The organism is Hymenobacter monticola (genome assembly GCF_022811645.1).
GTDB classification, from domain to species: domain Bacteria; phylum Bacteroidota; class Bacteroidia; order Cytophagales; family Hymenobacteraceae; genus Hymenobacter; species Hymenobacter monticola.
The window spans coordinates 1,580,497-1,606,471 of the sequence record NZ_CP094534.1; the positions used below are offsets into that span (position 1 = coordinate 1,580,497).

18 protein-coding genes and 1 tRNA gene are annotated in these 25,975 nt (G+C 62.5%); 5 read left to right on the forward strand and 14 right to left on the reverse strand.

The features are described from left to right. Positions 1-31: 31 nt before the first annotated feature. From MTP16_RS06680 to MTP16_RS06695, 4 genes are all read right to left on the reverse strand, one after another. Positions 32-4,480 carry a DUF7948 domain-containing protein gene (locus MTP16_RS06680; RefSeq protein WP_243517075.1) on the reverse strand — a complete coding sequence of 1,483 codons (4,449 nt, stop codon included), beginning with the start codon at positions 4,478-4,480 and terminating at the stop codon, positions 32-34. 111 nt (positions 4,481-4,591) lie between these two features. After that, entirely contained in the window at positions 4,592-5,353 is a 762-nt protein-coding gene (gene truA / locus MTP16_RS06685; protein WP_243517086.1) for a tRNA pseudouridine(38-40) synthase TruA, read from the reverse strand. Between the two features lie 102 nt (positions 5,354-5,455). Then, a complete protein-coding gene (locus MTP16_RS06690) occupies positions 5,456-5,671 on the reverse strand; it encodes a PID-CTERM protein-sorting domain-containing protein (protein WP_243517089.1) in 216 nt (71 codons plus the stop codon). Between the two features lie 73 nt (positions 5,672-5,744). Beyond that, complete coding sequence (locus MTP16_RS06695; RefSeq protein ID WP_243517091.1) at positions 5,745-8,960, reverse strand: FG-GAP-like repeat-containing protein; 3,216 nt, start codon at positions 8,958-8,960, stop codon at positions 5,745-5,747. Between the two features lie 709 nt (positions 8,961-9,669). Here MTP16_RS06695 and MTP16_RS06700 point away from each other — a divergent pair. Both MTP16_RS06700 and MTP16_RS25865 read left to right on the forward strand, forming a co-directional pair. Beyond that, on the forward strand, positions 9,670-9,930 hold the full coding sequence (locus MTP16_RS06700; RefSeq protein WP_243517094.1) for a hypothetical protein: 261 nt from the start codon (positions 9,670-9,672) through the stop codon (positions 9,928-9,930). Between the two features lie 79 nt (positions 9,931-10,009). After that, on the forward strand, positions 10,010-10,135 hold the full coding sequence (locus MTP16_RS25865) for a hypothetical protein (RefSeq protein WP_262922662.1): 126 nt from the start codon (positions 10,010-10,012) through the stop codon (positions 10,133-10,135). Between the two features lie 78 nt (positions 10,136-10,213). On the opposite strand, the gene MTP16_RS06705 is transcribed toward MTP16_RS25865, so the two are convergent. The 3 genes from MTP16_RS06705 to MTP16_RS06715 form a co-directional block, all read right to left on the reverse strand. Further along, the gene (locus tag MTP16_RS06705; protein WP_317244094.1) at positions 10,214-11,296 is read right to left on the reverse strand and encodes a T9SS type A sorting domain-containing protein; all 1,083 of its coding nucleotides are present in this window, start codon (positions 11,294-11,296) and stop codon (positions 10,214-10,216) included. Next, the gene (locus MTP16_RS06710) at positions 11,178-11,675 is read right to left on the reverse strand and encodes an FG-GAP repeat domain-containing protein (protein WP_243517096.1); all 498 of its coding nucleotides are present in this window, start codon (positions 11,673-11,675) and stop codon (positions 11,178-11,180) included. Before MTP16_RS06710 ends, MTP16_RS06705 begins: the two co-directional genes overlap by 119 nt. A gap of 61 nt (positions 11,676-11,736) precedes the next feature. After that, positions 11,737-12,942, reverse strand: a complete 1,206-nt coding sequence (locus tag MTP16_RS06715; RefSeq protein ID WP_243517099.1) for a thiolase family protein — start codon at positions 12,940-12,942, stop codon at positions 11,737-11,739. An 89-nt stretch (positions 12,943-13,031) separates the two neighbouring features. Between MTP16_RS06715 and MTP16_RS06720 the strand changes: the two genes are divergently transcribed. Then, positions 13,032-13,505: a DUF4293 family protein gene (locus MTP16_RS06720; RefSeq protein ID WP_243517102.1), complete on the forward strand. Its 474-nt coding sequence runs from the start codon at positions 13,032-13,034 to the stop codon at positions 13,503-13,505. Between the two features lie 150 nt (positions 13,506-13,655). Here the strand turns inward: MTP16_RS06720 and MTP16_RS06725 are convergent, their stop codons facing one another. The 5 genes from MTP16_RS06725 to MTP16_RS06745 form a co-directional block, all read right to left on the reverse strand. Next, positions 13,656-14,651, reverse strand: coding sequence for a DUF4476 domain-containing protein (locus MTP16_RS06725; protein WP_243517105.1), 996 nt, complete (start codon positions 14,649-14,651; stop codon positions 13,656-13,658). 238 nt (positions 14,652-14,889) lie between these two features. Continuing rightward, positions 14,890-16,800 carry an OmpA family protein gene (locus MTP16_RS06730; RefSeq protein ID WP_243517108.1) on the reverse strand — a complete coding sequence of 637 codons (1,911 nt, stop codon included), beginning with the start codon at positions 16,798-16,800 and terminating at the stop codon, positions 14,890-14,892. Between the two features lie 169 nt (positions 16,801-16,969). Further along, positions 16,970-17,455, reverse strand: coding sequence for a hypothetical protein (locus MTP16_RS06735; protein ID WP_243517110.1), 486 nt, complete (start codon positions 17,453-17,455; stop codon positions 16,970-16,972). Between the two features lie 118 nt (positions 17,456-17,573). Further along, positions 17,574-18,425: a (Fe-S)-binding protein gene (locus tag MTP16_RS06740; RefSeq protein WP_243519994.1), complete on the reverse strand. Its 852-nt coding sequence runs from the start codon at positions 18,423-18,425 to the stop codon at positions 17,574-17,576. Between the two features lie 185 nt (positions 18,426-18,610). Further along, on the reverse strand, positions 18,611-20,014 hold the full coding sequence (locus MTP16_RS06745) for a (Fe-S)-binding protein (protein ID WP_243517112.1): 1,404 nt from the start codon (positions 20,012-20,014) through the stop codon (positions 18,611-18,613). A 172-nt stretch (positions 20,015-20,186) separates the two neighbouring features. Here MTP16_RS06745 and MTP16_RS06750 point away from each other — a divergent pair. Beyond that, a tRNA-Phe gene (locus MTP16_RS06750) sits at positions 20,187-20,259 on the forward strand. A 284-nt stretch (positions 20,260-20,543) separates the two neighbouring features. On the opposite strand, the gene MTP16_RS06755 is transcribed toward MTP16_RS06750, so the two are convergent. Next, positions 20,544-22,175 carry a P-loop ATPase, Sll1717 family gene (locus MTP16_RS06755; RefSeq protein ID WP_243517113.1) on the reverse strand — a complete coding sequence of 544 codons (1,632 nt, stop codon included), beginning with the start codon at positions 22,173-22,175 and terminating at the stop codon, positions 20,544-20,546. Between the two features lie 359 nt (positions 22,176-22,534). After that, positions 22,535-24,979, reverse strand: a complete 2,445-nt coding sequence (locus MTP16_RS06760) for a TonB-dependent receptor (protein ID WP_243517114.1) — start codon at positions 24,977-24,979, stop codon at positions 22,535-22,537. Between the two features lie 319 nt (positions 24,980-25,298). Here MTP16_RS06760 and MTP16_RS06765 point away from each other — a divergent pair, with 319 nt between their 5' ends. Beyond that, a complete protein-coding gene (locus tag MTP16_RS06765; protein ID WP_243517115.1) occupies positions 25,299-25,862 on the forward strand; it encodes a fasciclin domain-containing protein in 564 nt (187 codons plus the stop codon). The last annotated feature ends 113 nt before the right edge of the window (positions 25,863-25,975 follow it).

The following is a 25,975-nucleotide window of genomic DNA, read 5'->3' on the forward strand; positions in this document are numbered from 1 at the left end:
CACGACGTCCCTTCCAGAAGCCGATTCGCCCCTACCGCACAATTTCCACCCAGCCTTTCACCCGCTCGCCGCCGTCGGCCCGGCTGAAGAGGTAGTAGTAGAGCCCGGCGGGCAGGCCCGCGCCGTCCCAGTTGTTCTGGTAGGTAGGCACGTCGAACACCCGCTGCCCCCAGCGCGAAAACACCTGCAGCCGGCCCGGGCAGCCGCCCAGGCGCGGGGCAAACACTTCGTTTTGCCCGTCGCCGTTGGGCGTGATGATGTTGGGCAGCAGGGCGGCCTGCACTTCCACCGGCGCCAATGCCACCTGGCGCTGGCAGGGGCCCGGCGGGTTGGTGGCGGGCAGCGTGGCCCGCGGGGCAAACCGCCCGCCCGCTGTGTAGGTATGCTCCACGGTAGCGCCGGTGGCGGCGGGGCTGCCGTCGCCGAAATCCCACTGCACCTGGCTGGCCGTGGGGCCGGCGGCTGTGAAACGCAGGTGAAGCGGCGCCACTTGGTTGTCGGCGCAGTCGAGCCCCGTCCAGGTGGCCGTGAATCCGGGCGCGGCCGGAATGGTGATGCGGTAAGGCGCCGTGGAGCAGCCCCCGGGCAGCTCGTAGTACAGGGCCACGGTGCCCGGCGTGGTAGGGGGAGTGAAGACGCCGGCGGCCGTCACGCCCGGCCCGCTCCAGGTGCCGCCCGGGGGCGAGGCGCGCAGCTGAAACGGCGCCTGGCTGTTGCAGAGCGTGGTGTCGGCCGGTACGCGCACGTTGGGCACCACGCTCACCACCACCGTTTGCGACACCACGATGGGGCAGCGCACCTGCGGAAAGTCCCAGGTGTAGGTGAGGGTGTAGCGGCCGGGGCCCACGTCGCCGGGGTTGAAGCGGTTGCCCACCACGCCCGGCCCGCCAAAGGTGCCGCCCGCCGGTGAGGCCGAGAGCACCACCCCGTGCGGCGGCGCCGCCAGGCAGATGCTGACATCGCCCACGGGCGCAAAGATGACCAGCGGCAGGGGCAATACCCGCAGCCGCAGCTGGCCCGCGTAGGCGCAGGAGGTATCAGCCGGCGTGGGGCCGGTATATGAAAGCGTCTGATTACCGGCGAGCGCCGCCGAGGGCGTGAACACGAAGCCCGCACCCACGGAGCCCGTCACGCCTGGGCCACTCCACACCCCGCCGGTAGGCGTGGCGCGCAGAGGCTGCGGGCCGGCCACGGCGCACATCACGGTATCGGGCAGGCTCAGGGTGGCCTCGCCGGCGCTGCGCACGTTGACGACGCGGCGGGCCCGGCCGGGGCAGAGCGGGTTGTTGCCGGGCGGGCCGGTGTATAGCAAAGACTGCGGCCCTATCAGCAGCGGCGAGGGCGTAAATATAAAGCCCGTGGCTACCGAGCCCGTCACGCCCGGTCCGCTCCACTCGCCGCCGGCTGGGGTGCCGCCCCGCAACCGGATGGGCCCAGCGGAGATGCAATACGACGTGTCGCGCGGTACGCGGGCTGTGCCCCCGGTCGGCAGCACCGTGATGCGCAGGGTATCAGTGGCGGGGGCGCAGTCGGGGTCGCCCTGCACCGAATACACCAGCACGTGCGGCCCGCCAATCAGCGCCACACTGGGCGTGAACACAAAGGTGCCGATAGAGCCGGCTACTCCCGGCCCCCGCCAGATGCCGCCCGGCGGGTTGCCGCCCAATGAAAAAGGCGGGTCGTTGGCGCACACGCGCCGCGGCGGGCTGGGGGTGATGGCGGGCACCACCTTCACCACCATGGTCAGCGTGGCCGTCACGGGGCAACGCCCGCCAACTACTTGGTACACGATGTTGTGACTCCCGATGCCGGCCAGCAGAGGGTCGAACGTAGTGGTGCCCGGCACCACGCCCCGCCCCGTGAACGTGCCCCCGGCCGGTGTGCCCGTGAGCGGCACTGGGGCCGCGGTAGCGCCCGGCCGTAGGCAAAAGACTTGCTGGGGCGCCGTGAGGGTGGCCGTACCCTGGGGCAGCACCGTGATGCGCCGCGTGCTAACCCCCGTACAGCCGTTCACGGCCACTGGGCTGGTGTAGGTGAGCACCTGCTGCCCCAGCAGCGCGGCTGAGGGCAAGAAGAAAAAACCGTTGGCAACGGAGCCCGATACGCCCGGCCCCGTCCAGGTGCCGCCCTCCGGCGAGCCGCTGAGCGCCACCGCCCCGCCCCGCGCGCACACCGAGAGCGTGTCGGTGCCGGCCGGCGAAGTATTGGCTTGAAAAGCAAACTTGAACGCCGCATTGTTGCAGTGCGGCGAGCCGTTGGTGCTGGTGTAGGTGCCCGCCCCGGGCGGCACCGGAATGCCCGTGCCGCCGCTCTGGTCGCAGGCGCACACGGCCTGGTAGAGCACGTTCTGACTGTCGAAGCGCGAGGTGCCGCCGTCCACATGGTCGTCGGCCGTGGTGCCGAAGAAGCTGGCGTAGTCGAGCACCCGGGCACCGTCCGAGAGCTGCATCAGGTAAAAATCCACGCCGTCGGTGGCGCGCTGCAGGGCATCGGGGGTGGTGGGCAGGCCGGTGGTACTGCCGTTGTTGGGGTCGAGGCCGCCGCCCCAGCCGGCCAGCGCCATCCGCCCGTAGCAGTCCACCCCGAAAGCCGTGGGCGAAATGTCGGTGGTGGCGCGCCCGCTGCCAAATACGGTGGCAAAGCCCGCCGTGCGCAGGTCGGGCTGCAGTTGCTGAATGAACTGCTGCCCGTGCGCCACGTGGTAGCGCGTGGTGTCGAGGCCCGGCCAGTCCGGCCCCAGCGTCTGGCCCAGCACGTACACCCGCCCGCCCGGCCCCGAGCGCACAAAAAAGGCTTGGTCGTAGCCGCTGGTGCCCAGGTAGGAGGCCTGCGTGAGGGCCCCGGCACTGGTCACGCGGGCAACTAGTCCGTCCACGTTGCCGGCCAGGCTGGCCCGGTAGCCATTAGTAGCACCGCTCAAGGTCGCGCTGGTGGTGCCGCCGGCTACCAGCAGGTCGCCGCCCACGTCCTCGCGCTGCAGCGAATAAAGGGCGTCGGCCCCGGCGCCGCCTACGGGCGTGGTCCAGCGCACCCGGCTCAGGCTGGAGTCGAGGCTGGTGACGAGGCCGTCGGAGCTGCCGCCGCGGTAGGCGCCGGCCGCCAGTCCGGGAAAGTCGGCCGAGCCCGTCACGCTGGCCACGTACACGTTGCCTTGGGGGTCGAGGGCCAGGTCGCCGCGGAAAGCGTCGCCGTAGTTGTGGCGCAGGCGGGGCGTGGCCGCGGCCGGGTCGAGCAGGCCGTCGGTGCCGGTGCCGCCCAGGTAGGTGCTGGCCCGCAGGTTGCCCCCACTGGCTCCCAGCCGGGTCAGCACCAAATCGGAGCCGCCGGTGAGCACGAAGGGCGAGGCGAGGCCAAAGGGCGCCACGGCCGGCCCGCCCCGCAGGGTACGGCTCAGCGCCGACGTCGTAGTAGGAAAGTCGGTCGACGAGGTGGTGCCCATCAGCAGCAGCTCGTTGCGCGCGTTCACCAGCAGGCTGTGCGGGAATTCGAAGTTATTGCCGCCCAGATAAGTGGCCCAGGCCCGCGCCGTGGCGCCCGTGGCCCCGGCATTGAACTTCATGATGGCGATATCGATGTTGCCGCTGAAGGCCGTCTGGTAGGCGCCCGTCGTCACGGGGTAGCCGGGCTCAAACACCACCCCGGCCGTGTAGAGGTTGCCACGGGCGTCGTGGGTAGCCGCGAAGCCCCAGTTCTCCACCGCCGAGCCCGTGTAGGAAGCAAACTGCACGGCTGGGTCGATGGTGAGCGGGCGTTGCGGGTCGTAAGCGCCCAGCCGGAAGCTCACCGTGGTGCCGCGCAGCTCGAAGGCGCAGGCCACGGGCTGGGGCTGGCCGGTGGCCGGGTCGGTTTGCCAGGCGCGGGGCCGCGCTTCGGTCAGCAGGCCGGTGGAGGTTTGCACCTCCAGGCGGCCGGTGGCGGGGTCGAGGCGCAGGGCGTCGGCGCCGCGGTAATTCCACTGAGCCAGCGCCGGGTCGGCGCCGGGGGCCAGCAGCAGGTCGTATTCAAATTGCTGCGCCGTATTTTCTTTCAGCACCATATCGATGCCGGGCCAGAGCTGGTGGTAGCGCAGGCCGCGCCAGGCACGCAAGTCGTGGGCCCAGCGGCGGGCGTCGGCGCCGCGCAGGTAGTGGCGCCGGCCGGGGGCCGCTTGCTCCGCCGCAGGCTGCAGCTTCGCGGCAGGGGAGGGGGCCACAAATTCCAGCCGCAGGCCGTGAGCTTTTACCTGCCCGCCGGGCAAGCCCGTGGGCGGGGTGCCGGCCTGTGGGCCGTGGCCGGGCAGGCCGGCGGTGAGGGCGTAGGTGAGGCCCGTGGGCTCTACAAACAGGCGCGCGCCGGTTGCCACTTGTGCGGCATAGCGTGCCCGGGCGTCCCATTGCCCTTTGTTCTCAATGAATTCCAGCGCGGGTTTGGCCTGCTGCGCCCGCATGGGCAACGACAGCAACGCACCCGCCAAAAACAGCCAGGTAAAAAGTAGACGCATAAGCAAATCCGTGGAAGAAGGATAGAAGTAAAGCTAGACTACAGCGCACAAATCTCATGCGCTTGCGCCAACTTTTTATCCTTTATTTCCAACGGCTTGCGGTCGGGTTGCTTATTCCGGCTCCGGCACAATGCCCGGCTCGTAGGCCACCTTGCTCAGAAAAAGGCCCCGCGCCGGGGCCGCGCCGCTGGCTTCCACGCGCCGCCGCGCCCACAGCAGCTCCTGAAACGCGCGCGGCGTCATCCGGCCGCGGCCCACATCGAGCAGGGTACCCACCACCAGCCGCACCATGCCGCGCACGAAGCGGTTGGCCCGGATGCGAAACACCAAGCCGCCCGGCGCGGGGTGCCAGGCGGCTTCGTAGAGGTAGCACACGTAGTGGTTTTCGCCGCCTTTCACCTTCGAGAAAGAAGTAAAATCGAACTGCCCTATCAGGGTAGCAGCGGCCTCGTTCATGGCCGCTACGTCGGGCGTGCGGTCCAGGTACAGGGCGTGGTCGCGCCGGAAGGGGTCGGGCGCGGGCGTGGCCACGAAATAGTCGTAGGTGCGCTCCTCGGCCGAGAAGCGGGCGTGCGCGTCGTTGGCCACGGGGTGCAGGCGCAGGGCGCCAATGTCGGCCGGCAGGGCCCGGCGCAGGCGGTAGAGCAGCACGTCGAGCGGCAGGCTTTCGGGCAGGTCAGCATCAAAATGGGCCACCTGGTGGCTGGCGTGCACGCCGGTGTCGGTGCGGCCGCTGCCCACGCAGTAAGTGGGGCGGCGCAGTATCTGGGTCAGGCAGCGGTCCACCTCGGCCTGCACGGTGGGCTGGCCGGGCTGAATCTGCCAGCCGCGGTAATGGGTGCCGTCGTAGGCAAGGTGCAGGAAGTAGCGCATGGGGCGCAAAAGTACGGCTCGGTCCAACGAGTCAAGCCGGCAACAAAAAGCCCCCGCCGCCACAAAGGCAACGGGGGCTTCTTCGGTTACGGGTGAGGCCGGCTAGCGGGCCACTTGCCGGCGCTCCCGAAGCTTCTTCAGGCCCAGGGCCACGCCCGAGGCCAGCAGCAGCGAGGCACCGCCGTCGAGGGGCACGTCGGTGGGGGTGACGGGGGTGACGGGCGTGCCCGGGCCCGGGCCGCCCGAGCCGGGCTGGGCCTGGGCCACGGCGCCGGCCATCAGCAGGAGGGCCGCGCTCAAAAGGAAGGATTTATACATGGGTTCGGAAGTTAAAAGAATGAAAGAGCCGCCAGGGGCCGCCCAAAGCAGGCGGCCCCGTTGCGACGAGTATTTATTCCACCACCAGCTTCTTGGCGATGACGCCGGCACTGGTTTTCAGGTGCAGGGTGTAGACGCCCGTGGCAAGGTCAGCCAAGGGCAGGCGGTGCGCTGTGGTACCTTGGGCGGGCAAGGTCAGCGTGCGCACCGGGCGGCCCAGTACGTCCACCAGCTCCGCCGTAACGGCGGTGCGGCCGAGGGCGGCAGGCAACTCGACGAAGGCGGTGCCGGTGGCGGGGTTGGGGTAGAGGCCTACCTGGGCGGCCAGCGCGGCCGGGGCCGTGGCCAGCACGGCCTGGGGCGCAAACACCAGCTCGAAGCGGCTGGTCAGCAGCGCCGAAGCGTTGCTCACCGTGAACGAGTAGCTCGCCTGGGCGCGCAGGTCAATCACGGCGCCGCTTTGCAGGTCGCGCAGGTACACGGGCGTGGTGCCCAGGTTCAACAGTTGGACGGCGCTGAGCGTGTAGGCGCCGACAGCGGGCACGCCCACGGCCAGCGGCACCACGCGCTGGGCGGTGCCCAGCGGCGCGCGGCCGTCGATGGACAAGCGCTGGGTGGCGCTCAGGCTCGTGCTCAGGTTTAGCCCCGAGGGGTTTGGCAGCTTCTCGGCGTCGTAGCGGGCGTCGAAGTTGTCCGTCGCGCCCTGCTCGAAGTACACAAAGGCCGCGTCGTTGACCGCACTGCCCGCGGCTTGCAGATTGAGCTCCACCAGCGGGCGGGTTTCGGTCGTGCGCTGGTAGGTGGTGGGGGTGTAGGCGGTCGGGCGCTGGCTGTTGCGGAAGGTCACCGCGCCGGCGGTCTGGCCGGTGGCCACGCGCACGAAGAAGCCCTGGCCCACGGGCAGTACGGGGCTGATGGTGCCGATGCCGTTGTTGTAGAAGCTGTAGACGCCGGTGTAGGGGTTGGCCGGGTCGTTGCTCTTGTACACGTACATCGTGCTGCCCACGTTCGGGTGGTCGTTGTCTCCTAACCGCGACCAGTCCAGAGGCGCGGGGTAGGGGTTGCCGAGCAGGGCGTAGCCCGCGTCGGGGGCCGTGGCGTCGGCATTGCGGGCTACGTTCACGGTCATGTCGCCGTTGTTGAGCGCGCCGGTGAAGTTCCAGGTCTGGCCGCCGCCGATGAGGACGGTGTAGCCCCGACCCACGGCCAGCGGGTCGCTGGTGGTGTTGGGCGAGAACCAGCCCTTGTCGAAAGCGTTCAGGTTGTTGTTCGTGGTGGCCAAACGGCTTTGGTCGTAGCCGTACACGGTGGGGAAGGACTGCACGAGCAGCGGCGTGGCCGAGGTGTTGTAGGCCGGGTTCACCACGGGCGTGAAGCCACTCGTCGTCAGGCTGGCCACCGTGGCATTGCCCACCGCCGCCGAGACGTGGCGGTAGCCCAGGTTGGGGTTCAGGCTCGGGTCGATGTAGCGCTGCACCGTCACGGTGCCGTTCACCACGTTGCCGCCGTTGTTCACCACCATGGCCGTGCCGCTGGCGTTGGACTGCAGGGTGAAGGCGTTACCGTTGGTCGTGAAGTTGCCGTCGAGCGTGAGCACGCGCTGTACCGTCGCGCCGGCCGAGGTGGCCAGCAGCGCGCCGTTGGCGCCCACCGTCAGGTTCCAGAAGCGGGCCGTGCCGCTGCCCACGATGCTACTAAATGCCGTGGCGCCCAGGCTCACCGTGCCGCCCGTGGGCTGGAACGTGCCGTTGTTGGTCAGGTCAGCCGCGATGGCCATCGTGCCGCCCGTTTGGGTGAGGGCGGCCCCTGCGTCAATGGTCAGGCTGCGCATGACAGCCGTGCCGTTGGTGATGAGCGGGAAAGTCGGCACCGAAGCGGGGATGGTTACATCCAGCGTGCTGGCGGGCACGCCTGCCGTCCAGTTGCCGGCCGTATACCAGTCGTTGTTCACCGCCCCCGTCCAAGTCGTGGCCGCGGCCACAACGCTAAAGGCCAGCCCGTTGCTAGTGCCGCCGCTCGTCGTCACCGTTACCAGGCCGCTGCTGGCGCCGATGGGCACGGTGGCCGTCACGGTGGTGGCATTTACTACGGCGAAGGTGGCGGCCGCCGTTCCGTTAAAGCTCACCCCAGTGGCTCCCGTCAAGTTGGAGCCCGTGAGCGTCACACCCGCGCCCACCGGCCCACTGCCGGCGCTTATGCCAACGAGGGTGGGTGCGGCGGGCACGGTCGTGGTGTTCAGCAGTACCCCAACCGTACTAGTACCTGCCGCAAGCAGGTCCGGCTTGCCGTCGCCATTCACATCGGCCACCGCAACGTCGCAATGCCGCACTGGCCCCGCCGGGCTAATAGGCCCTCCTGTTGTGCTGTACAAACTGAAGGCGCCGAAGGTGCCATTGCCGTTGCCCACTAGCACCGAGGCAGAATTGGTGTTTGAATTGGCTGTAATCAGGTCTAGATTGCTGTCGCCATTTACGTCGGCCGCGACAATTTTTTTGGGGCCATCTCCCGTGATGCCGAAAGCACAGACGCAATTCCCCGTACCAAAATTAGCAGGGGGGCCAAAGCTGCCCGTGCCCGTACCCAATAACACCCCGGCCGTGGAATTGCCCACGTTAGCCGTAAGCACGTCCAACTGACCATCGTTGTTTACGTCGGCTATAGCCAGCCCTTGAGGAACACTGCCTACTCCTGGCACTACTCCTGTAACGAAAGTATTTCCTCCGCTAAAGCGGCCCGTGCCCGTACCCAGCATTACCTTGACCGTATAATACGAGTTGGTAATAACCACGTCTAGCTTACCATCGTTGTTCACGTCGGCCACCGCCAAGTGTTCGGGACTGCCCTGATAGTACTGGACCACTGCTTGGAAGGTGCCATTGCCATTGCCCAATAGCACCGAAACGAAGCCGTTGTATTTATCAGTTGTAATTACGTCCAGATTGCCGTCGCCATTTAGGTCAGCCACCCCCAAGTCATCAAGAATACTATTCGGTCCTGTGCTGAATGAAGTAATGGCGCCGAAGGCCCCATTTCCATTGCCCAATAGGACCGAAACAGAGCTGTTGCCATTATCGGCTATAATCAGGTCCAGCTTGCCGTCGTTGTTCACGTCGGCCGCTACAATACCACTGGAGGGGAAGTTGGTTGCGATGCCGTACGTCACGGCGGGCGCAAAGCTGGCCGGCGTCTGAGCCTGCACCGCGCCGGCCGTAGCCAGTCCCAGCGCCAGTGCTACCACAGGGCTTGCCAGCCGCGCGGGCAGGCACCGAAAGGAGGATAATTGCTTCATGCGGAATAAGTAAAACAGTAGTTAATCTGATGCCGAGCATCCGCGCAGCCTGATAAAGGTCGGCAGCAAAGATTAGGTATTGAATGAAAGAAACATGTTTATTTATCGCTGTCCCGGCGCGGGTGGGACACCCCGCGGCCTCGGCAAGGGCGCAGCCACCGTTATTTGGGCATTATGCCGCGCCGGCGAAGACGCCCTTGCCATTAGTAGGGTGTTGTCATGCCGCTTCGGCAAAAGGCGCTCTATCGGCATTAGGGCATCATGCTGCTTCGGCGAATGGGCTCCTGATTCCGGCAAAGCATCCTGCCGTAGCAGCGAAGGCGGCCCTGCCCCGAGCAGCTGGCCCCTTGGTTCCCACACCACGGGCCTTGCGGCAGCTAAGTTGCTGGCGTTCCAGGTGCAGCCGACGCATATATTGATAAACAATCGTGTCTTTGCGGGGCGTTTGTGCCTGCAATGCACCGTCCCATTTCCCGGCGCGCAATCTACCCATATTCGAACCGACCTCCTTCTTCGTCCCCTATTTTTTCGCCACCAAGGACGTGACCCTGCCGCGCCTGCATAACTTCTCCGTCGATGCCATCCAGCGCCTCGGCCTCGACAACCCCAGCGGCGTGTTCACGGCGCTCACGGCCCGCTACACCGCTTTGTTTGGCGCCTAGGCCACCGATGTTGGTACCAGCCAGCTCCGCACCCACGCCCAGCAGATATGGAACCCCTCGCCGACCTGCAGCACCAGTTCGACGAAGACAAGGAACTGCTCAACTACGAGTCCACGAAAATGCCCACCATCCGCCATGATTTCTTTCCCAACGGCCGCAAGGAGTACGCCCAGACCACCCTGCTCACCGCTGAGCTGCTGCTGGCCCGCGCCGCCAAAGCCGCCACCCACGCCAAAACCCTGGGCGCCGACTTTGGCACCACCCGCCACACCGGCTTCCGTGACGCCTTCCGCGACGGCACCGGCTAGGGCGACGAGAAAAATGCCCAAGCCCGCGCCCAGGCCCAGGGTCACCGCCGGGCCCTCACCCTGGTGCCTCACCTATACCGTGAAGCTGGTGGCCGCCCAATTCCCGCGCAACGAGGCCCGCGACGCCGACTGCTTGCGTCTGGGCCTACTGAAAGCCCCAGCTAAAGCCACTAAGACCGAGAAGAACGCCAAGGCCAACGCCTAGCTTATCAGTCGTCGCCCGCACGAAAAAGCCCCTACCGGGTGTCCGATAGGGGCTTTTTGCTGTAGGTACGAGGGGCTGCTACTGCACCACCACGCGCTTGGTAACGGTGCCCGCACTCGTGGTCAGGCGCAGCGAGTACACGCCCGGCGCCAGCCCATTGGTTAGAACCTGGAAGCTGGGGCCGGCCACGGCGGGGCGGCGCACCACCTGGCCCAGCGCGTTGAGCAATTCGGCCGAGGTGGCGGCCCTGCCGGCCGGCAGCGTCACGGCGAAGGCCTCGTGGGCGGGGTTGGGGGCGAGGGCGATGTCAGAGGGGGAGGCGGGGCGGGCGGTGGCCAGCGGGGTGTAGGTGCCGGTGTTGAGGAGGACGGAGACAGTGTTGGAATTAGTATTAGCCGTGACGATGTCCAGGCGACCATCGCCATTTAAGTCGCGAAGTGCCAGGCTGCGGGGATTGGCCCCGGTGGAATAATCCGTCTTAAGCCCGAAAATGCCACCCGGTAAGCCCAACAGGACTGAGGCAGTACCGGCGGAAGTGCTGCTGGCAACGATGTCCAGAAGCCCGTCACCATTCACGTCTCCCAATGCCAAACCAGAAGGATATGGCCCAGTGGGATAATCGACTTTGGGACTGAAGCCCCCACCCGACGAGCCCAGCAACACGGAAACGGATTGTCCCTGCAGATTAGCCGTGACCACATCCAGGCGGCCATCGCCATTCACATCGCTCAGCGCCGGACACGTGGGCTCGGACCCTGTTGGGTAATCGGCAGCCGCGCCAAAGCCCCCGGTAGCCAACCTAGGCAAAACCGATATGGTGGCGGCGTTCGCCGTAATAAGGTCAAGTCGGCCGTCGCCGTTCATATCGCCCAGCGCTGCGCGGGTGGGTCTTTCCCCCATCGGATAATTAACCGCAGGGGCAAGATTACCGCCACCAAGGTTCAGCAAAACCGAGACATCGCCGGGGGTGTAAATGTTGGCGCTGACATTAACCGCAATAACATCGAGCCGTCCATCGCCATCGACGTCGTCCAGCGCGACATCAGCTACTGATTTTCCAGTGAAATAATCGGCCTGAAGGCCGAAACCGCCACTTGGCAACCCTGGCAGTATCGACACGGCGCGCGTTAAAATTAGCCACGACAACATCGAGCCTTCCATCGCCATTGATGTCGCCCAACACCAGCTGGTGAGGAACGGAGGTGGTTGTGAAATCAGCTTTGGGACCAAATCCTCCGCCTGCCTGACCCGGCAACACAGAAGCCATAGCGGTGGTCCCGCTGCCCGTCACCATGTCCAGCCGTCCGTCGCCATTGACGTCGCCCAGCGCTACACAGTTAGGAGCTGTCCCCGTGGGAAAGTCGATTTTGGGCGCAAAGCTTTGCCCCCAGGCCACCGGCCCCGCCGCGCCCAGCGCCAGCAGCAGCGCCGTGCGTAGCTGAAGAAACGATTCGCGGTAGAAGTAAAAAAGTGTTTCATGCTGGGAAAAGAAAAAGGAATGTTGAGGTAGCGAAAGATACGCTGTTTCAAGACATAACAAAGCCCGCCCAACTACGCAATGCGCAGCCGGACGGGCTTTGTTTTCAAGGATTTGGCGAAAACTATAGCTTCTCGTAAACCACGGCCGCGCCCTGGCCCACGCCCACGCACATGGTGGCCAGGCCGTAGCGCATGCCCTCGCCGCGGCGGTGCATCTCGTGCAGCAGCGTGGCCGTGATGCGCGCACCCGAGCTGCCCAGCGGGTGGCCCAGGGCAATGCTGCCGCCGTTCACGTTCACCTTGGCCATGTCCATGCCCAGCTCGCGCACGCAAGCAATGCTCTGCGCCGCGAAGGCTTCGTTGAGCTCAATCAAATCGATGTCAGCCATCGTGAGGCCGGCGCGCTGCAGCACCTTATGGGTTGCCGGAATGGGGCCCAGGCCCATCACCGCCGGGTCGACGCCCGCCACGGCCGAGGCCACTACCCGCGCCATGGGCTTGAGGTCGTAGCGTTTCAGGGCTTCCTCGCTCACCACCAGCACGGCCGCCGCGCCGTCGTTGATGCCGGCCGAGTTGCCGGCCGTCACCGTGCCGCCCTCGGGCTGGAAGGCGGGCTTGAGCGTGGCCAGCTTCTCAATGGACGAGAAGCGCGGCTGCTCGTCGGTGTCAAACAAAGCCGTGTCGCCCTTCGGGTTCGGGATGAACACGGGCACGATTTCCTTGCGGAAGCGGCCCTTTTCCAGCGCCCGCGCATACTTGCGCTGGCTCTCGAAGGCGAAGGCGTCCTGCTCCTCGCGGGTGATGCCGTACTGCTTGGCCACGTTCTCGGCCGTCTGGCCCATGGCAAAGGGGTAGTGCAGCTTGCTCAGCTTGGGGTTCACAAAGCGCCAGCCCAGGGTGGTGTCGTGGGCCGTGAGCTCGCGCCCGAAGGCCGACTCCGACTTGGCCATCACAAAGGGCGCGCGCGTCATGCTTTCGGCGCCGCCGGCCAGGTACACGTCGCCCTCGCCGCACTTCACGGCCCGGGCCGCGTCCATGATGCTTTGCAGGCCCGAGGCGCAAAGGCGGTTCACGGTGTTGCCGGGCACTGTTATCGGAAGGCCGGCCAGCAGCGCCGCCATGCGGGCCACGTTGCGGTTGTCTTCCCCGGCTTGGTTGGCGGCGCCGATGATGACGTCCTCCACAGCGGCTTTATCAACGGATGGGTTGCGGCGCATCAGTTCACGCAGAACGTGGGCGGCCAAATCATCGGGGCGGACGCTGCTCAGCGCGCCGGCAAATTTTCCAATCGGGGTACGCACCGCGTCCACGATATATGCAGTTGGCATTAGGGGTAACAATAGCGGCGCAAGCGCCGGATGAGACTAAATTTGTGGCCCCGGCACCCGCCCGGACCTTTTTCTTTATTACAACAAAGATGATACAAAGAATTCAAAGCGTATTTCTGCTCCTGCTGGCCCTAGCCATGCTCAGCGTGCTGGCCCTGCCGCTGTGGCACAAAGTCGACGGCCTCACCCACCAGGAGCTTACCCTCACGGCCTTCGGCTTCCAGGCCGAAGGCTGGCAACTGCCGGCCGGCCAGGGCCCGGTGTGGCTGATTGGCGCCTTGGCCGCCGCCTCGGCCGCCGTGGCTGCGTTCGAGATTTTTCAGTTTAAAACCCGCGCCCGGCAGCTCATGCTCGGTGCCCTCAACCTGCTGCTCATCGTGGCCACGCTGGGTGCCATGTTCTACTTCTCCAGCAAGGGCGAGCAACTGCTCAACATCAAGCTCGAAGGCCAGTACCTGCCCGGCTTCTACTTGCCCACGCTCGCCCTGCTCCTCAACCTGCTGGCCAACCGCTTCATTCGCCGCGACGAGCAGCTGGTGCGTAGCATGGACCGCCTGCGCTAAGCAAAAGTTAACAACAACAAAAAGGCAGCCGTGGTATCCACGGCTGCCTTTTTGTTTGTAGCGCGAACTCTGTAGCTCGCGTACCTAAACGATACCCGAACAGTGCGAGCGGCGCGGGGCACGCGAACTACAAAGTTCGCGCTACGGCCATTACTGCCCGCCTTCGCGCACGGCTTGCTCTACGGCCTGCGCGCCGGCTTCGGTTTCGAAGGCGTCGTACACGCGGTCGAAGTTTTCGGGGTCGTTCACGTGCGAGTAGGCGAATTTGGCGAGGTCAATCCGGCAGGCTTCCGAGTTGAGGCCGCGTAGCAGGCGGTTCAAGTCATCGGCCCGCAGGGCGCGTTGGTTCAGGCCGTCCTTGGCCGCGTTCAGCTTGCTCACTTCCGTAATGCGCTGCTGCATGGTTTGCACCAGTGCATTCACATCAGCAGGGGCCATCATGCGGTAGCTGCTGGTGGCGGTGCCGGGGTAGGCGCCGCCAGGGCCGTTATTATAGCCGCCATTAGCGCCGTTGTTGTAACCTCCGTTGGGGTTGCCGTAGCCACCATTATTGCCGCCGTAAGGGCCATTGCCGTTCGGCGCGTTGTAGCCACCGTTTGGGTTGGCGTTGGGATAACCGTTGTTCGGATAGTTGGGATAACCGTTGTTCGGATAATTGCCATTAGGGCCGCTGGGGTAGGCCGAGCCGGGAGCCGGGCTGCCGTAGCCGCCCTGGCCATAGGGCTGCGGGCTCTTGTATTGGCCCCCGTAGCCGGGGCTGTTGTAGTAGCCGCCGTAGCCGCCGCGTGCGGGGCCGTATAGCGCTACCGCGCCCACCTGCTGCAAGCCCAGCGGACGGCCGGGCCGGGCAATGAGCTCATACGACGTTTCAACGCCGGGCTGCAGCCACACTTGGCTGCGGAAGCGCACCACCCGGCCATAGCCGGCAGGCACGGTGAAATCGGCCCAGTGCTGGCCGGGCATCAGCTGGTCGACGTGCACCTGCCGGGCGCCGCCCCGCGTCACCAAGCGGCCATCCAGCACGAGGTCAAACGGCACGCCCCGCTCCGATACGAAGTTGACATTAGCGGCCGGCGGGGGGGAGGCCAGGGCGGGGGCCACCGCCGAAAACAAGCTGGCAATGATGAAGAGTAGGGCCTTTTTCATGGCGTTTGCAGAAAAGAATCCGCGGTGAGGTCAGCGGGTATTTCGCTATTTCCAAAAGGTGTGCCACGTTTACAGCAGCATGGTATAGAGGCGGAGCCTGCCCCTGCCGGATGCCTGCGCCGCCCGAACGGCTTGGCGTCGCAACGGGCAAAACAGGCCCCACCTCTACGCCCGTTAACGCAAAAAAGCCCCCGCAACCGAGGCTGCGGGGGCTTCTCAAACGAGCGAAAAGCTGAAGTTACTTCGCTATTCGCGTCACCTTGAACTCGGTGCGGCGGTTGCGCTGGTACTCAGCTTCCGTCTTAGCGTTGGGCACTACCGGGCGGGTTTCGCCGTAGCCTTTGGCCGTGATGCGGCTCTTGCTGATGCCCTTGCTCACGATGTAAGCCACAGCCGCTTCAGCACGCTGCTGCGAGAGCTTCATGTTGTAAGCGTCTTTGCCGCGCGAGTCGGTGTGCGAGCTCAGCTCGATGCTGATTTTGGGGTTGTCCACCAGCGTCTGCACCAGGGTGTCGAGGCGGATGGCGGCATCCGGGCGGATGTTGTACTTGTTGTAATCGTAGAAAATGTCCTTCACCTCGATGGCCTTGGCCAGGATGATTTTGTTCAGCGTCAGGGTCACCGGCAGCTGAATGTCGTTCATCGGGTTGGGCAGGGCATCCTGGCTGGGCTTGCGGCCCACGGTGCTCAGCGTGGTGCGCGAGCTGAAGTCACCAGCGCGTTCGGCGAAGAAGGCGTAGTTGCTCACCGAGTCCAGCTTCACGTTGAACTTACCGGCGGCGTCGCTGGTCACTTTCTGCGACTGGCCGTTGGGGCCCGTGATGGTCACGGTAGCGCCGCCCACGGGCGTAGAGGTGTTGGATTTGTCGTCGCGCTCCAGCACGGTGCCGTCGGCGTAGAAGGTCACCAGCTTCAGCGGCTTCTTCTTGAACGTGTAAAAGTCGTCGGAGCCTTTGCCACCAGCGCGGTTCGAGCTGAACAAGCCCATGTCACCGGCCATCGGCACGGGGGCGAAGTCGTCGCCTACACTGTTCACTTCCGGGCCCAGGTTCACGGCCTGACCGCCTTTCACCATAAACAAGTCGAGCTTGCCGAGGCCGGGACGTCCGTCCGAAGCGAAGTACAGCGTGCCATCGGGGGCCACGCCGGGGAAGTTGTCGTTGCCGGCCGAGTTGATGCTCTCGCCCAGGTTTTCAGCCGGCGAGAAGCGGCCGTTGGCGCCCAGCGTGGCTTTGTAGAGGTCGTTGCCGCCCTGGCCGCCTTTGCGGGCCGAGGAGAAGTACAGCGTGGTGCCGTCCGGGGCAAATACCGGCGAGAAGTCGTCGGCGGTGCGGTCGTTGATGTTGGCGAGCACGGGCTCCGTCCAGGCGCCGTTGCGCAGGTACGAAATCCAGAGGTCGTCGCTCAGCAGCGTGGTTTTGTCGCCGCCTTCGGGACGGTAGTCGTTTTTCTTGCCGCTGTTCGAGCGGGCAAACACCATCGTCTTGCCATCGGGGGTGTAGGTGGCGCTGGCTTCGTGGCGGTCTTCGGTGTTGAATGGGCCTTCGAGCTTGCGGGCGCTGCCGCCGCTCATGGCAGCTGCGTTGTCAAACTTGATGGCGTAGAGGTCGTAGAAATTCTCGCCGTTGCCGAGGTATTTCTTGCCTTCGCGGTTTGAGGCAAACACGAAGTCGGAACCCGGGCCGGCCATCATGGTGCCACCGAAGTCGGAGCCCGCCGAGTTCAGCGCGTCCACCGGCATCACATCGTATTTGCTCTTCATGCTCGCCATGGCTTTGCTGGCGTTCACGTTTTTAGCTTCGGTTTCGGCACGGGCGGCCAGGGTGCGGTTGCCACCGCTGCTGGCGTAGGTGCTGAACTGCGCAGCGGCTTCGTCGTACTTGCCGTTGGCTTTTAGGGCCTCGGCGTAGCGGAAGCCGGCATCGGCGTTTTTCACCCCACCGTCGAGGGCCGCTTTGTAAAACGGCTCGGCCAACTCCACACGGTTGGAAAGGCGGTAGGCCTCACCGATGCGGAAGTTGTTCAACGACGCGTTTTTACCCTTGGCAATGTCAGCTTGATACAGCGGAATCGCCGTTTCGTACTGGCCCCGGGCAAACTCTTTGTCGGCCTTGCTCATGGCGCCGCTGCTGGCACAGCTGTTCAGCATCGCTGTTGAACTGGCCGCAGCGCAGATTAATAATAGTTTCCTCATAGGTGGTGTGGTGGAGGGGTGGTGAGGGAGAAGGAGCCGAAAAATATTCCCGGCTAGGCATTTTTGGGTTAGCAATAATACTACGTTTAGGTAGGATTCACGCAAGGCGCTCTTTTTTTTCTTCCTAGCTAAAGTAGCGGGCCAGCCAGGTTTCTGCCGCCGGACGGGGCCACTGGGTATCTAGTTGGGCCTTGGTAGCCAGCGTGTTATCAAAATAAAACGTATCTGGTTCCACGGTGCCGGCGGCCACAGCGGCCTTTATCTCGTTGTGTTTCAGGAGGTGCACTACCCCATCCATTAAGAAGGCTAAGTGCGACTTGTCGAGCAAGGCCACGCCAAACTGCTGCTCAAGCTGGGCCACAAAACGCACCGACGCATCGATGGAGCAGCCGCTGGCTCCGGCCACGCCCTCGTCGAGGCCAATGACCAAAAATTGCTGATGTAGTATTTCGGCCGAAGCTAAGAGGCTGCGGCCGTGGCTAGTCCACTCCTCTGAAAAACGGGCCAGGTGCGGCAGGGCCGCCACCACCTCCGGCCCCGTGAGCGGGCGGGCGGCCTGGTAAATCCATACCCGGGCCGTGGCCGGAAGCTGGTCAAACGCTACGTGCATAAGTCGGCAGGCTGGCGGGCCGCCACGTGGCGGCCCCGCGCGGCCAAAGGTATTAGGCAAACGGAATACCGGCCGCGTCTATTGCCTAAATCTTGGTGGGAAACGACGGCTGAAAGACCTAGGCGTTGATGCCTTCGGCCGAAGCCACCAGTTCAGCCAGGTCGAACACCTGCACCTTACTTTCCTGCTCTTTGTTTTTCACGCCGTCGCTCATCATGGTCATGCAGAAGGGGCAGCCCACGGCAATGATGCTGCCCTGCAGGTCGTGGGCACCGGGCGCGGCGGTTTCGGTTTCCACGCCGCCCAGGTTGGCCAGCGCGTCGGCCCTGCCGGCCAGGGTGGCCAGGGCTTCTTCGGTGCGTTCGATGTTGATGTCTTTTTTGCCGGGCTCGGGCTCTTTCCACATCTGGGCGCCGCCGGCGCCGCAGCACAGCCCGTTGGCGCGGCTGCGCTTCATCTCCACCAGGTCAGCATCAAGGGCGGCCAGCACTTCGCGCGGGGCTTCGTAAATGTCGTTGGCGCGGCCCAGGTAGCAGCTGTCGTGGAAAGTGATGCGCCGGCCCTTGAAGCTTTCGCCGCCGCTCACGCCCACCTTGCCTTCGTTGATGAGCTGCTGCAGGTAGGTGCTGTGGTGAATGACCTCGTAATCACCGCCCAGGGCGGGGTATTCGTTCTTGATGGTGTTGAAGCAGTGCGGGCAGGCCGTCACGATTTTCTTGATGCCATAGCCATTCATCGTCGTGATGTTCTGCATGGCCTGCATCTGGAACAGAAACTCATTGCCGGCGCGCTTGGCGGGGTCGCCGGTGCAGCTTTCTTCCAGGCCCAGCACGGCGTACTTGGTGCCCACGTGGTCGAGGATGCGCACGAAGGCGCGGGTCACGCGCTTGTACCGGTCATCAAACGCGCCGGCACAGCCCACCCAAAACAGGATTTCGGGCGACTCGTTGCGGGCTGCCAAATCGGCCATGACGGGAACGTTGATTTGCTTTTTAGCGGGAGCTTCGGGATTCATAACTATAGGGGAGAAGAACGTCATGCTGAGCGAAGCCGAAGCAACTCTACTGCGCAACTATCTTATTTCAATTTGATTACTTACACGGTAGAGATGCTTCGGCTTCGCTCAGCATGACCGTGATTTTAGGTTTGTTTTCCTTAAGCTACCGCGGTGGCGCCAGGTTTCTCCGCCGCAAATAAGTCATCGGCCCAGTTGAAGCGGTCCGACGGCGAGAAGGCCCAGGGGGCGCCGTTGTTTTCGATGTTAGAGAACATCACGTTCAGCGAGTTCGGGGCGGCCGATTCTTCCAGCACCAGGAAGCGGCGCATCTCGATGATGCTTTCCAGGGGGTTGATGTTCACGGGGCAGCTTTCCACGCAGGCGTTGCAGGTGGTGCAGGCCCAGAGCTCCTCGGGCGTCACTTTGCCGCGGAGCAAGGTGGCCTCCATCAGGTCGGTCACGGGCTCGTGCTTGGCTTCGGGGCCGTACTGGTTGGGGCGGAAAATGAGGGGCGACTCGTACTTCTCCTCCATCCGGTCGCGCGTGTCCATGATGATTTTGCGCGGCGAGAGCAGCTTGCCTGTCAGGTTGGCGGGGCACACCGAGGTGCAGCGGCCGCACTCGGTGCAGGAGTAGGCGTTCAGAAGGTTGGTCCAGGGCAGGTCTTCCACGTCTTTGGCGCCGAAGGGCGTGGGCGCCAGGGCCGAGCCATCGGGCGCGGTCGGGGCAGGCGGCACCACGAAGCTCGGGTCCATCATGGCCTTCACCTCGTTGGTGATGCTTTCCACGTTCGAGAACTGGCCCTGCGGCACCAGGCGCGAGTACCACACGTTCGGGAACGCCATGATGATGTGGAAGTGCTTGGAGCTGGGCAGGTAGTTGAGAAACAGGAAGATGCCCGTGATGTGAATCCACCAGCCCAAGCGCTCCAGCACGTGCAGCGTGCCCTCGCTGCTCGGCAACAGGCCCACCAGCAGGTTGCTGACGGGGAAGGTGCCGGGCAGGTCTTCGCCGCGTAGCTGGTGCAGCTTCAGGTCGGCGGTGTTCATGAAGAACAGGGCCAGCATCAGGGCTACTTCGATGTAAAGGATGATGTTGGCATCGAGCTTGGGCCACAGGCGCAGCTCGGGGCCGCTGAAGCGCTTGAGCGGCGGGTTGCTGTTGCGGCGCCACCAGAAGGCGGCCACGGCCACAATCACCAGCGCGGCCAGGATTTCGTTGGTGGCCATCAGCACGTCGTACACCGGTCCGAGGAAGCTGAGGGCGCGGTGGAAGCCGAAGATGTTGCCAAACAGGCCGTCGATGACGATTTCAATCACCTCGATGTTGATGACCAGAAAGCCCACGTACACCACCAGGTGGAGCAGGGCGGGCGTCATGCGCTTGAACATTTTCTGCTGCCCGAAGGCCACCAGCAGGGTTTTGCGGAATCGCTCGGCGGCGTGGCCGCTCATGTCACGGTCGCGCCCGACGAGGATGTTGGCGCGGATTTTCCGGACCTGCCAGGCGAACAAGCCGAATGCCGCCACCAGGAGCAGCAGGAAGAGGATGGATTGCAACATGCGGTAAAGGTAAGGCGGGAACGTTTGGGGCCGCAAGATACTCGGCATGCCGAATAGTTTTTAGAAAAAACCGCTGGCTTCCACACTTTTTTTACTGCATTTCTTGCGTCATTGTTTTGCGTTCGTACCTTTGCGGTCCCCAAAGCAACCTAAAAGGCGTCGCGGGGGAAACGGCAACATAGCTCAGTTGGTAGAGCACAGCACTGAAAATGCTGGTGTCGTTGGTTCGATTCCAACTGTTGCCACAGAAAAAGCCCCTCACGATTTCGTGAGGGGCTTTTTGTTTGTTGGCGTGTGAAGGAGCGCTAAGAAGGCCCCGGCTACTTTTGAATTTGCCCCAATCCAGTAATTCAGCAGCCTCGACAGCCACTTCGGTTACTTCGGCTTCTGCTACAGCCAAGGCTATCAGTTCAAGGCCGATGAGTGCGATGATGGCACGGTGGCGGTAGGGATGTTGAACATGCCTAATGCTAGTCGGGCCGAGTGTACGAAGCATCAACAACAGAATTATCTAATGGATTGGGCAATCCTATTCTGTTTTGAGCGCGATTTTGAGAGCAGCATGGAACATCAAGTGAACATAACACTTGGTATTCTCCGTGATATCAGCAGGGTCAAGCGACTTGCTAGATGTATGAGTATAGATGGTAGCGTCACTTGGACTAAGTTTGACGCCAAGAACACCAACTCTATATAAAATGGTTACAATGGATTTTAACGCATCTTGAAAGGTATAATTAACTCCAAGCACATAGTCATTCGCTATTTTATATGCTTGGGAAGTGTTGTCTCTAATTTCGGCTAGTAATGTGCGTTCTAAGTCGGTTACACTTAAGTCCGAGATTTTAAATGAAGGAGGCCCTCCTTTCAGGAATTCACAGAGTGGCTTAATAGAACCAAAATTTTCGGCCCATTCATCATCAATTGCCTCCAATCGCTCACGCGAATATTCTTGTTCCGCTTGGTTGAGAATGGCGCGTGTGATAATAGAGTTGCCATTCGCTTTCTCAATACATTTATTGAAAAAAGCAATGATGTCTCTGGGCCGCAAGAGTGTTCGTTGAATCATATAATCAAAGCCTGAAAGCTTGCCACTGCCACTCTTTGGCATGATGTCATCTATCGTAGGGGTTTCACGGCTGTACTGGCGGCGCATCAATAGGGCCAGTCTTTTGTTTAAAAGCTCTTTCAGAGAAGCATGATTCCACTCTAGATTTAAGTTAAGCTGTCTGAATTTTTCTCTTTGCATACGTCGAGCTTCGGTCTCCTGCAAAGCTTTTTCATATAGATTATCACGCAAAGCAATAATCACTTTTATTCCTGGTATGCCTTTTAATTCATTTATGGTTATTACTAGAGCGCGTATTAAATCATATACTATAGTAATATCTACCCAATCTTTATCTAAATCATCAATAATAATATAAAATCTTTTTTGACGAGTATTGAAAATGTCCTCCTTAAGTATATCATAAACTTGATAAATGGAATCGGCCTGTAATTCACTGATTACCTTCTGTGCTCTGTTTGCAATTTCCTTTTTGTCAACTAACACATCACCCATTTCAAACTTGAGCGTACCATTGAATAGCTTTTGAAGCGCTTCGGGAGCAAGTTTTAATTCTGTTGTTAGCCCCCTTTTGACTTGGTCTTCTATAGTGCGAACTCTAATGTCGGTCTTCTCCCAGAATCCATCGTCATGGTATTTGCGTAAGTACTCTAATAGTGTACGCTTCTTATTGCCCATCAAAAATCTTTGGATAAAGGACGATATTGCTCCGTTCTCTTTATTAACATCATCCCCAAATTGCATCTTCAAAAATTCTACAATGAATACATGTTTCCACAATACTTTGTAGAATAAGTCGAGGTTTGTCCCTAAGCCCTTAAGATATTTTATGATATCTGAGTTGCTCAGATATTTCAATGACATTGCTTCAGGGTTTATTCGCTTCGTATTCTCCTCCACTGTTTCCAGATACGTCAATAGCGCAGATTTGCCCGAGCCTGTGCGGCCTACTACAATAGACCTTACATTTTCTGTATCCTTCAACACCGATATGTCCCCTTTATCAGTAAAAGCTTCGATTAAGAAACTGTCTGTTTCCGCCTCAAGACTTCCTACATCTAGGTTACGACGAAAAGTGAACTTGTTGGCCATGTGTGGTGTATAGTGGTTTTTTGCACAAGGTAGGAAAACAAAGCTGCATTAACTTTTTTTGCGAGCCTCTTGCATATCCAGTTTTTAGTCGTACCTTTGCACACCTTTTAACGTATTGATTGGATATTATCGAATAAGGCGGACTGCCGGCGTCGAAGCCTACGGGTGGGAATAAGACCGGTCCTTATTCATACATAATGCCTTGGCTGCTCTCAGTCAAGGCATTATCTTTTCTAAAGAACCAAAAGCCTCGCTCATCAGCGGGGCTTTTTATATACCCGACCCCTACCTTGCCCCATGAAACACCTGCTACTCCAGGCGCTCCACGGTGCTCAAGCCACCACGCATAAGGCAACCCCTCAAAACTCCACAATGAACCCCACCGTCGGCACCACCAGCGCGTCGCTGTCGGGCAGGAGGATGGGGACGGCGTTGCTGCCATCGGGGCGCAGGGGCTGGCCGTCGGTGGTGGTGTAGGCGGAGTTGTCGGGCAGGCGCTCGAAGGTGTAGGTGGGCACCGATACCGGCTTGGCCAGCAGCGCGTTCTGCACGTCGATGTAGAAATCGAAGCTCAGGCGGCGCAGGCTGATTTTCTTGTCGAGGCGCAGGTCGAGCTGCTGGAAGGAGCTGAGGCGCTGGGTGTTCAGCTGGCGGTAGTCGAGGACGCCCTGGCCCACGGCCTGGTAGCTGGCCCGGCTGGCGGCCGCGTCGTAGGGCGTGTAGGGCGCGCCGCCGCCCAGGCGGAATTTGGCCCCCAGCTCCCAACCGCGGCCCAGTTTGTAGCCCAGCAGCGCCGAGCCCAAGAAGCGCGTGTCCCAGGCCGTGGGGCGGTACACGCCATCGGCGCCGTTGAACTCGGAGCGGAAGGCCGTGAGCGACACGATGGCGAAGAGCTTGCCGCTGAGCTTCTGCTGGAAAAACGCCTCGGCCCCGTAGGCGCGGCCCTGGCCGGTGCTGGTGACGGCCTCGTTGCCGATGGCGTTGAAGTCGCCGCCCAGGTTGGCCAGGCTGATGCCGTCGCGCACGCTCACCGGGTAGTAGGCGTACTTTTTATAGAAGCCCTCCAGCGTGAGGCGGGTGGCGGCGCCGGGCAGCCACTCCAGCCCCGCCACGGCGTGGTCGGAGCGGATGTAGCGGCTGTCGGAGTTCACGCGGGCGCCGTTGGGGGCACGGTAGCCCAGAATGGTGCTGGGCGGAATCTTGAAGTAGCGGCCCAGGCTGGCGTTCAGGTTCAGGGTGGGCAGCAGCGCGTAGCTCAGGGAGGCCCGCGGCGAGAGCGTGCGGTCGAGCCGGTAGGCGCCTTCGGTGAGGGCTGTGGTGCCGTCGGTGCGCAGGCCGGCCGACACGGTGAGGCGGCTTTCGGCGCCGTAGGTGCGCGTGGCCTGCACAAAGGCCCCGTAGCGCAGAAAGTCGAGGTCGGTTCTGAAGCGCACCGCTACGGCCGGGCTGATGAGCGCGCCGCTGGCATCGCGCACCTCGGCGCGCAGGCGTTGGAACAAGTCGTTGTCGTAGTGCACCAGCTGGCCCACCACGCCGTAGCTGTACTGCCAGCGGCCCACGCGCTTGTTTACGTCGGCGCGCAGCTTGTTTTCTGTTTCGCCGCTGCGGGCGCCCAGCTTGCGGCGGCTTTCGTCGCCCACGTAGCCGTACTCGAAGGCATCGGCGGTGCTGTGCTGCTGGGTGCGGCTCAGGGCCACGTTCAGGTAGCCGTTGGGCACCAGGTGGCGCAGGTTCAGGCCTACGGTGTAATTCCACTGGTCGATGGTGGGATTGGAGCGCAGCACGTACTCCTTGTTGGGCGAGCTTTTCTTGGGCGGCACAATCTCGAAGTGGTCGATGGCGCCCAGTCCCAGGCTGGTGAGCGTGGTTTTCTCCGACAGCTTGGTGGTGGTTTTGAACTGAAAATCGTAGAAATCGGGCCGGATGGGCAAGTCAATCAGCTTGAACAACACTTGCAGGTATGAGCGCCGGGCCGAGGCCAAAAACGTGGTGTTCTGGGTGAGCGGGCCTTCCAGCGTGGCCGCCACCTCGGTGCCCGAGGTGCGCAGGTTGCCCTGAATGCGCTCGGCATTACCGTCGCGCTGCCGGAACTGCAGCACGGCGCTCAGCGCATTATCATAGCGCGCCTGGAAGGCCGACGAGCTCAGCGTCACATCCTCGATGAAGCTAACGTTGAGGATGCCCGCCGGGCCGCCCGCGCTGCCCTGGGTGGGAAAATGGTTGATGACGGGCACCTCGATGCCGTCGAGGTAATACACGTTTTCGTTCGGTGCGCCGCCTCGGATGATGATGTCGTTGCGGAAGCCCGCCGTGCCGCCCGAGCCCCCGCCGCCCACGCCGGGCAGGCTCTGCACCACCCGCGAAATGTCGAAGTTGCCGCCCGGGTTGCTCTTGATTTCCTCGGTGGTGAGGCGCTGCACGCTGAGCGGCGTTTCGGCGGTGGCCACCCGGATGGCGCGGTTGGCCGTCACGGTCACTTCGCCCAGCGCCTGCGGGCTTTTGTTGAGCTCGAGGTTGAGGGTGTTCACGTTGCCGCTGCTCACGGCCACATCGGCGCGCAGCAGGGCATCGTAGCCGACGAAGCCGACGCGCAGGTTGTAGGCCCCGGCCGGCACGCCCGCGAGACGGTAGCGCCCCTCGGCATCGGTGGCCGTGCCGAAGCTGGTGCCTTCCAGCGTCACGCTCACGCCGGGCAGGGCTTCCTGGGTGGCGCGGTCGCGCACGGTGCCGGTCAGCGTGCCGGGGTTTTGGGCGTGGCTGATAAGGGAGAGGAGCAGGAAAAGCAGCAGGGTAAGGATTCGCATAAGGCAGTAAGTATTCGGAAAGGAGAATGTTCAGACGTCGGGATTCCATCCCTATCTGTTATCCTGAACGCAGCGAAGGACCTTCTCACGTATCCTGAACGCAGCGAAGGACCTTCTCACGTTCGGGCAAAAATGTTCTTACGTGAGAAGGTCCTTCGCTGCGCTCAGGATGACAGATGGTTGCGCATACTGATGAAAGCCGATTGTGCACGGCACATTAGGCCGTCTCAAAGAAATTTTACCGTCGAGGCAATCCGCTCACGCAAGCCGTGGCGTAGGTGAGGCATCTTTCAAAACATTCAGTCATCTGACTATATCCATGAAAAAGTCCCTGTTTTCCCTCGCTTTCGTTGCCCTGTTCAGCTTTGGTGCTACCCACACCGCTTCGGCCCAAAAAGCCAAGACCGTGATGGTGGGCGGTGCCCCCATGTACCCCACGAAAAACATCGTGGAAAACGCCGTTAACTCGAAAGACCACACCACCCTGGTGGCCGCTGTGAAAGCCGCCGGCCTGGTGGAAACGCTGCAAAGCGCTGGTCCCTTCACCGTGTTCGCCCCCACCAACGAAGCCTTCAATAAGCTGCCCGCTGGCACCGTGGAAACCCTGGTGAAGCCCGAGAACAAAGCCACCCTCACCAAAATCCTGACCTACCACGTAGTAGCCGGCCGCATGACGGCCGCCGACCTGATGAAGGCCATCAAAGCCGGTGGCGGCAAGGCCACCCTCAAAACCGTGAGCGGCGGCACCCTGACGGCCATGATGAAAGGCAAAGGCATTGAGCTGAAGGACGAAAAAGGCGGCACGTCAATGGTGACCATCGCCGACGTGATGCAGAGCAACGGCGTGATTCACGTAGTGAACACGGTGCTGATGCCTAACTAGTTTGCAGCTTTTTGCAGATTGTGAAAGCGCCGCTGGCTTCGTGCCAGCGGCGCTTTTTGTTGCTCTGAGTATTCGCTCAATCGCCGCTGCCGGTCGGACCGCCCTAGGCAGTC

Coding starts and splice junctions, on each gene's coding strand:
- MTP16_RS06740 (WP_243519994.1), bottom strand. CDS start 18,425: ATGGCCGATTTGGCAGCCCGCAACGAGTCGCCCGAAATCCTGTTTTGG.
- MTP16_RS06745 (WP_243517112.1), bottom strand. CDS start 20,014: ATGTTGCAATCCATCCTCTTCCTGCTGCTCCTGGTGGCGGCATTCGGC.
- MTP16_RS06715 (WP_243517099.1), bottom strand. CDS start 12,942: ATGCCAACTGCATATATCGTGGACGCGGTGCGTACCCCGATTGGAAAA.
- MTP16_RS06730 (WP_243517108.1), bottom strand. CDS start 16,800: ATGCTGAACAGCTGTGCCAGCAGCGGCGCCATGAGCAAGGCCGACAAA.
- MTP16_RS06700 (WP_243517094.1), top strand. CDS start 9,670: ATGGAACCCCTCGCCGACCTGCAGCACCAGTTCGACGAAGACAAGGAA.
- MTP16_RS06705 (WP_317244094.1), bottom strand. CDS start 11,296: ATGGAAGGCTCGATGTTGTCGTGGCTAATTTTAACGCGCGCCGTGTCG.
- MTP16_RS06720 (WP_243517102.1), top strand. CDS start 13,032: ATGATACAAAGAATTCAAAGCGTATTTCTGCTCCTGCTGGCCCTAGCC.
- MTP16_RS06695 (WP_243517091.1), bottom strand. CDS start 8,960: ATGAAGCAATTATCCTCCTTTCGGTGCCTGCCCGCGCGGCTGGCAAGC.
- MTP16_RS06680 (WP_243517075.1), bottom strand. CDS start 4,480: ATGCGTCTACTTTTTACCTGGCTGTTTTTGGCGGGTGCGTTGCTGTCG.
- MTP16_RS06760 (WP_243517114.1), bottom strand. CDS start 24,979: ATGCGAATCCTTACCCTGCTGCTTTTCCTGCTCCTCTCCCTTATCAGC.
- MTP16_RS06755 (WP_243517113.1), bottom strand. CDS start 22,175: ATGGCCAACAAGTTCACTTTTCGTCGTAACCTAGATGTAGGAAGTCTT.
- MTP16_RS06725 (WP_243517105.1), bottom strand. CDS start 14,651: ATGAAAAAGGCCCTACTCTTCATCATTGCCAGCTTGTTTTCGGCGGTG.
- MTP16_RS06690 (WP_243517089.1), bottom strand. CDS start 5,671: ATGTATAAATCCTTCCTTTTGAGCGCGGCCCTCCTGCTGATGGCCGGC.
- MTP16_RS06735 (WP_243517110.1), bottom strand. CDS start 17,455: ATGCACGTAGCGTTTGACCAGCTTCCGGCCACGGCCCGGGTATGGATT.
- truA (WP_243517086.1), bottom strand. CDS start 5,353: ATGCGCTACTTCCTGCACCTTGCCTACGACGGCACCCATTACCGCGGC.
- MTP16_RS06765 (WP_243517115.1), top strand. CDS start 25,299: ATGAAAAAGTCCCTGTTTTCCCTCGCTTTCGTTGCCCTGTTCAGCTTT.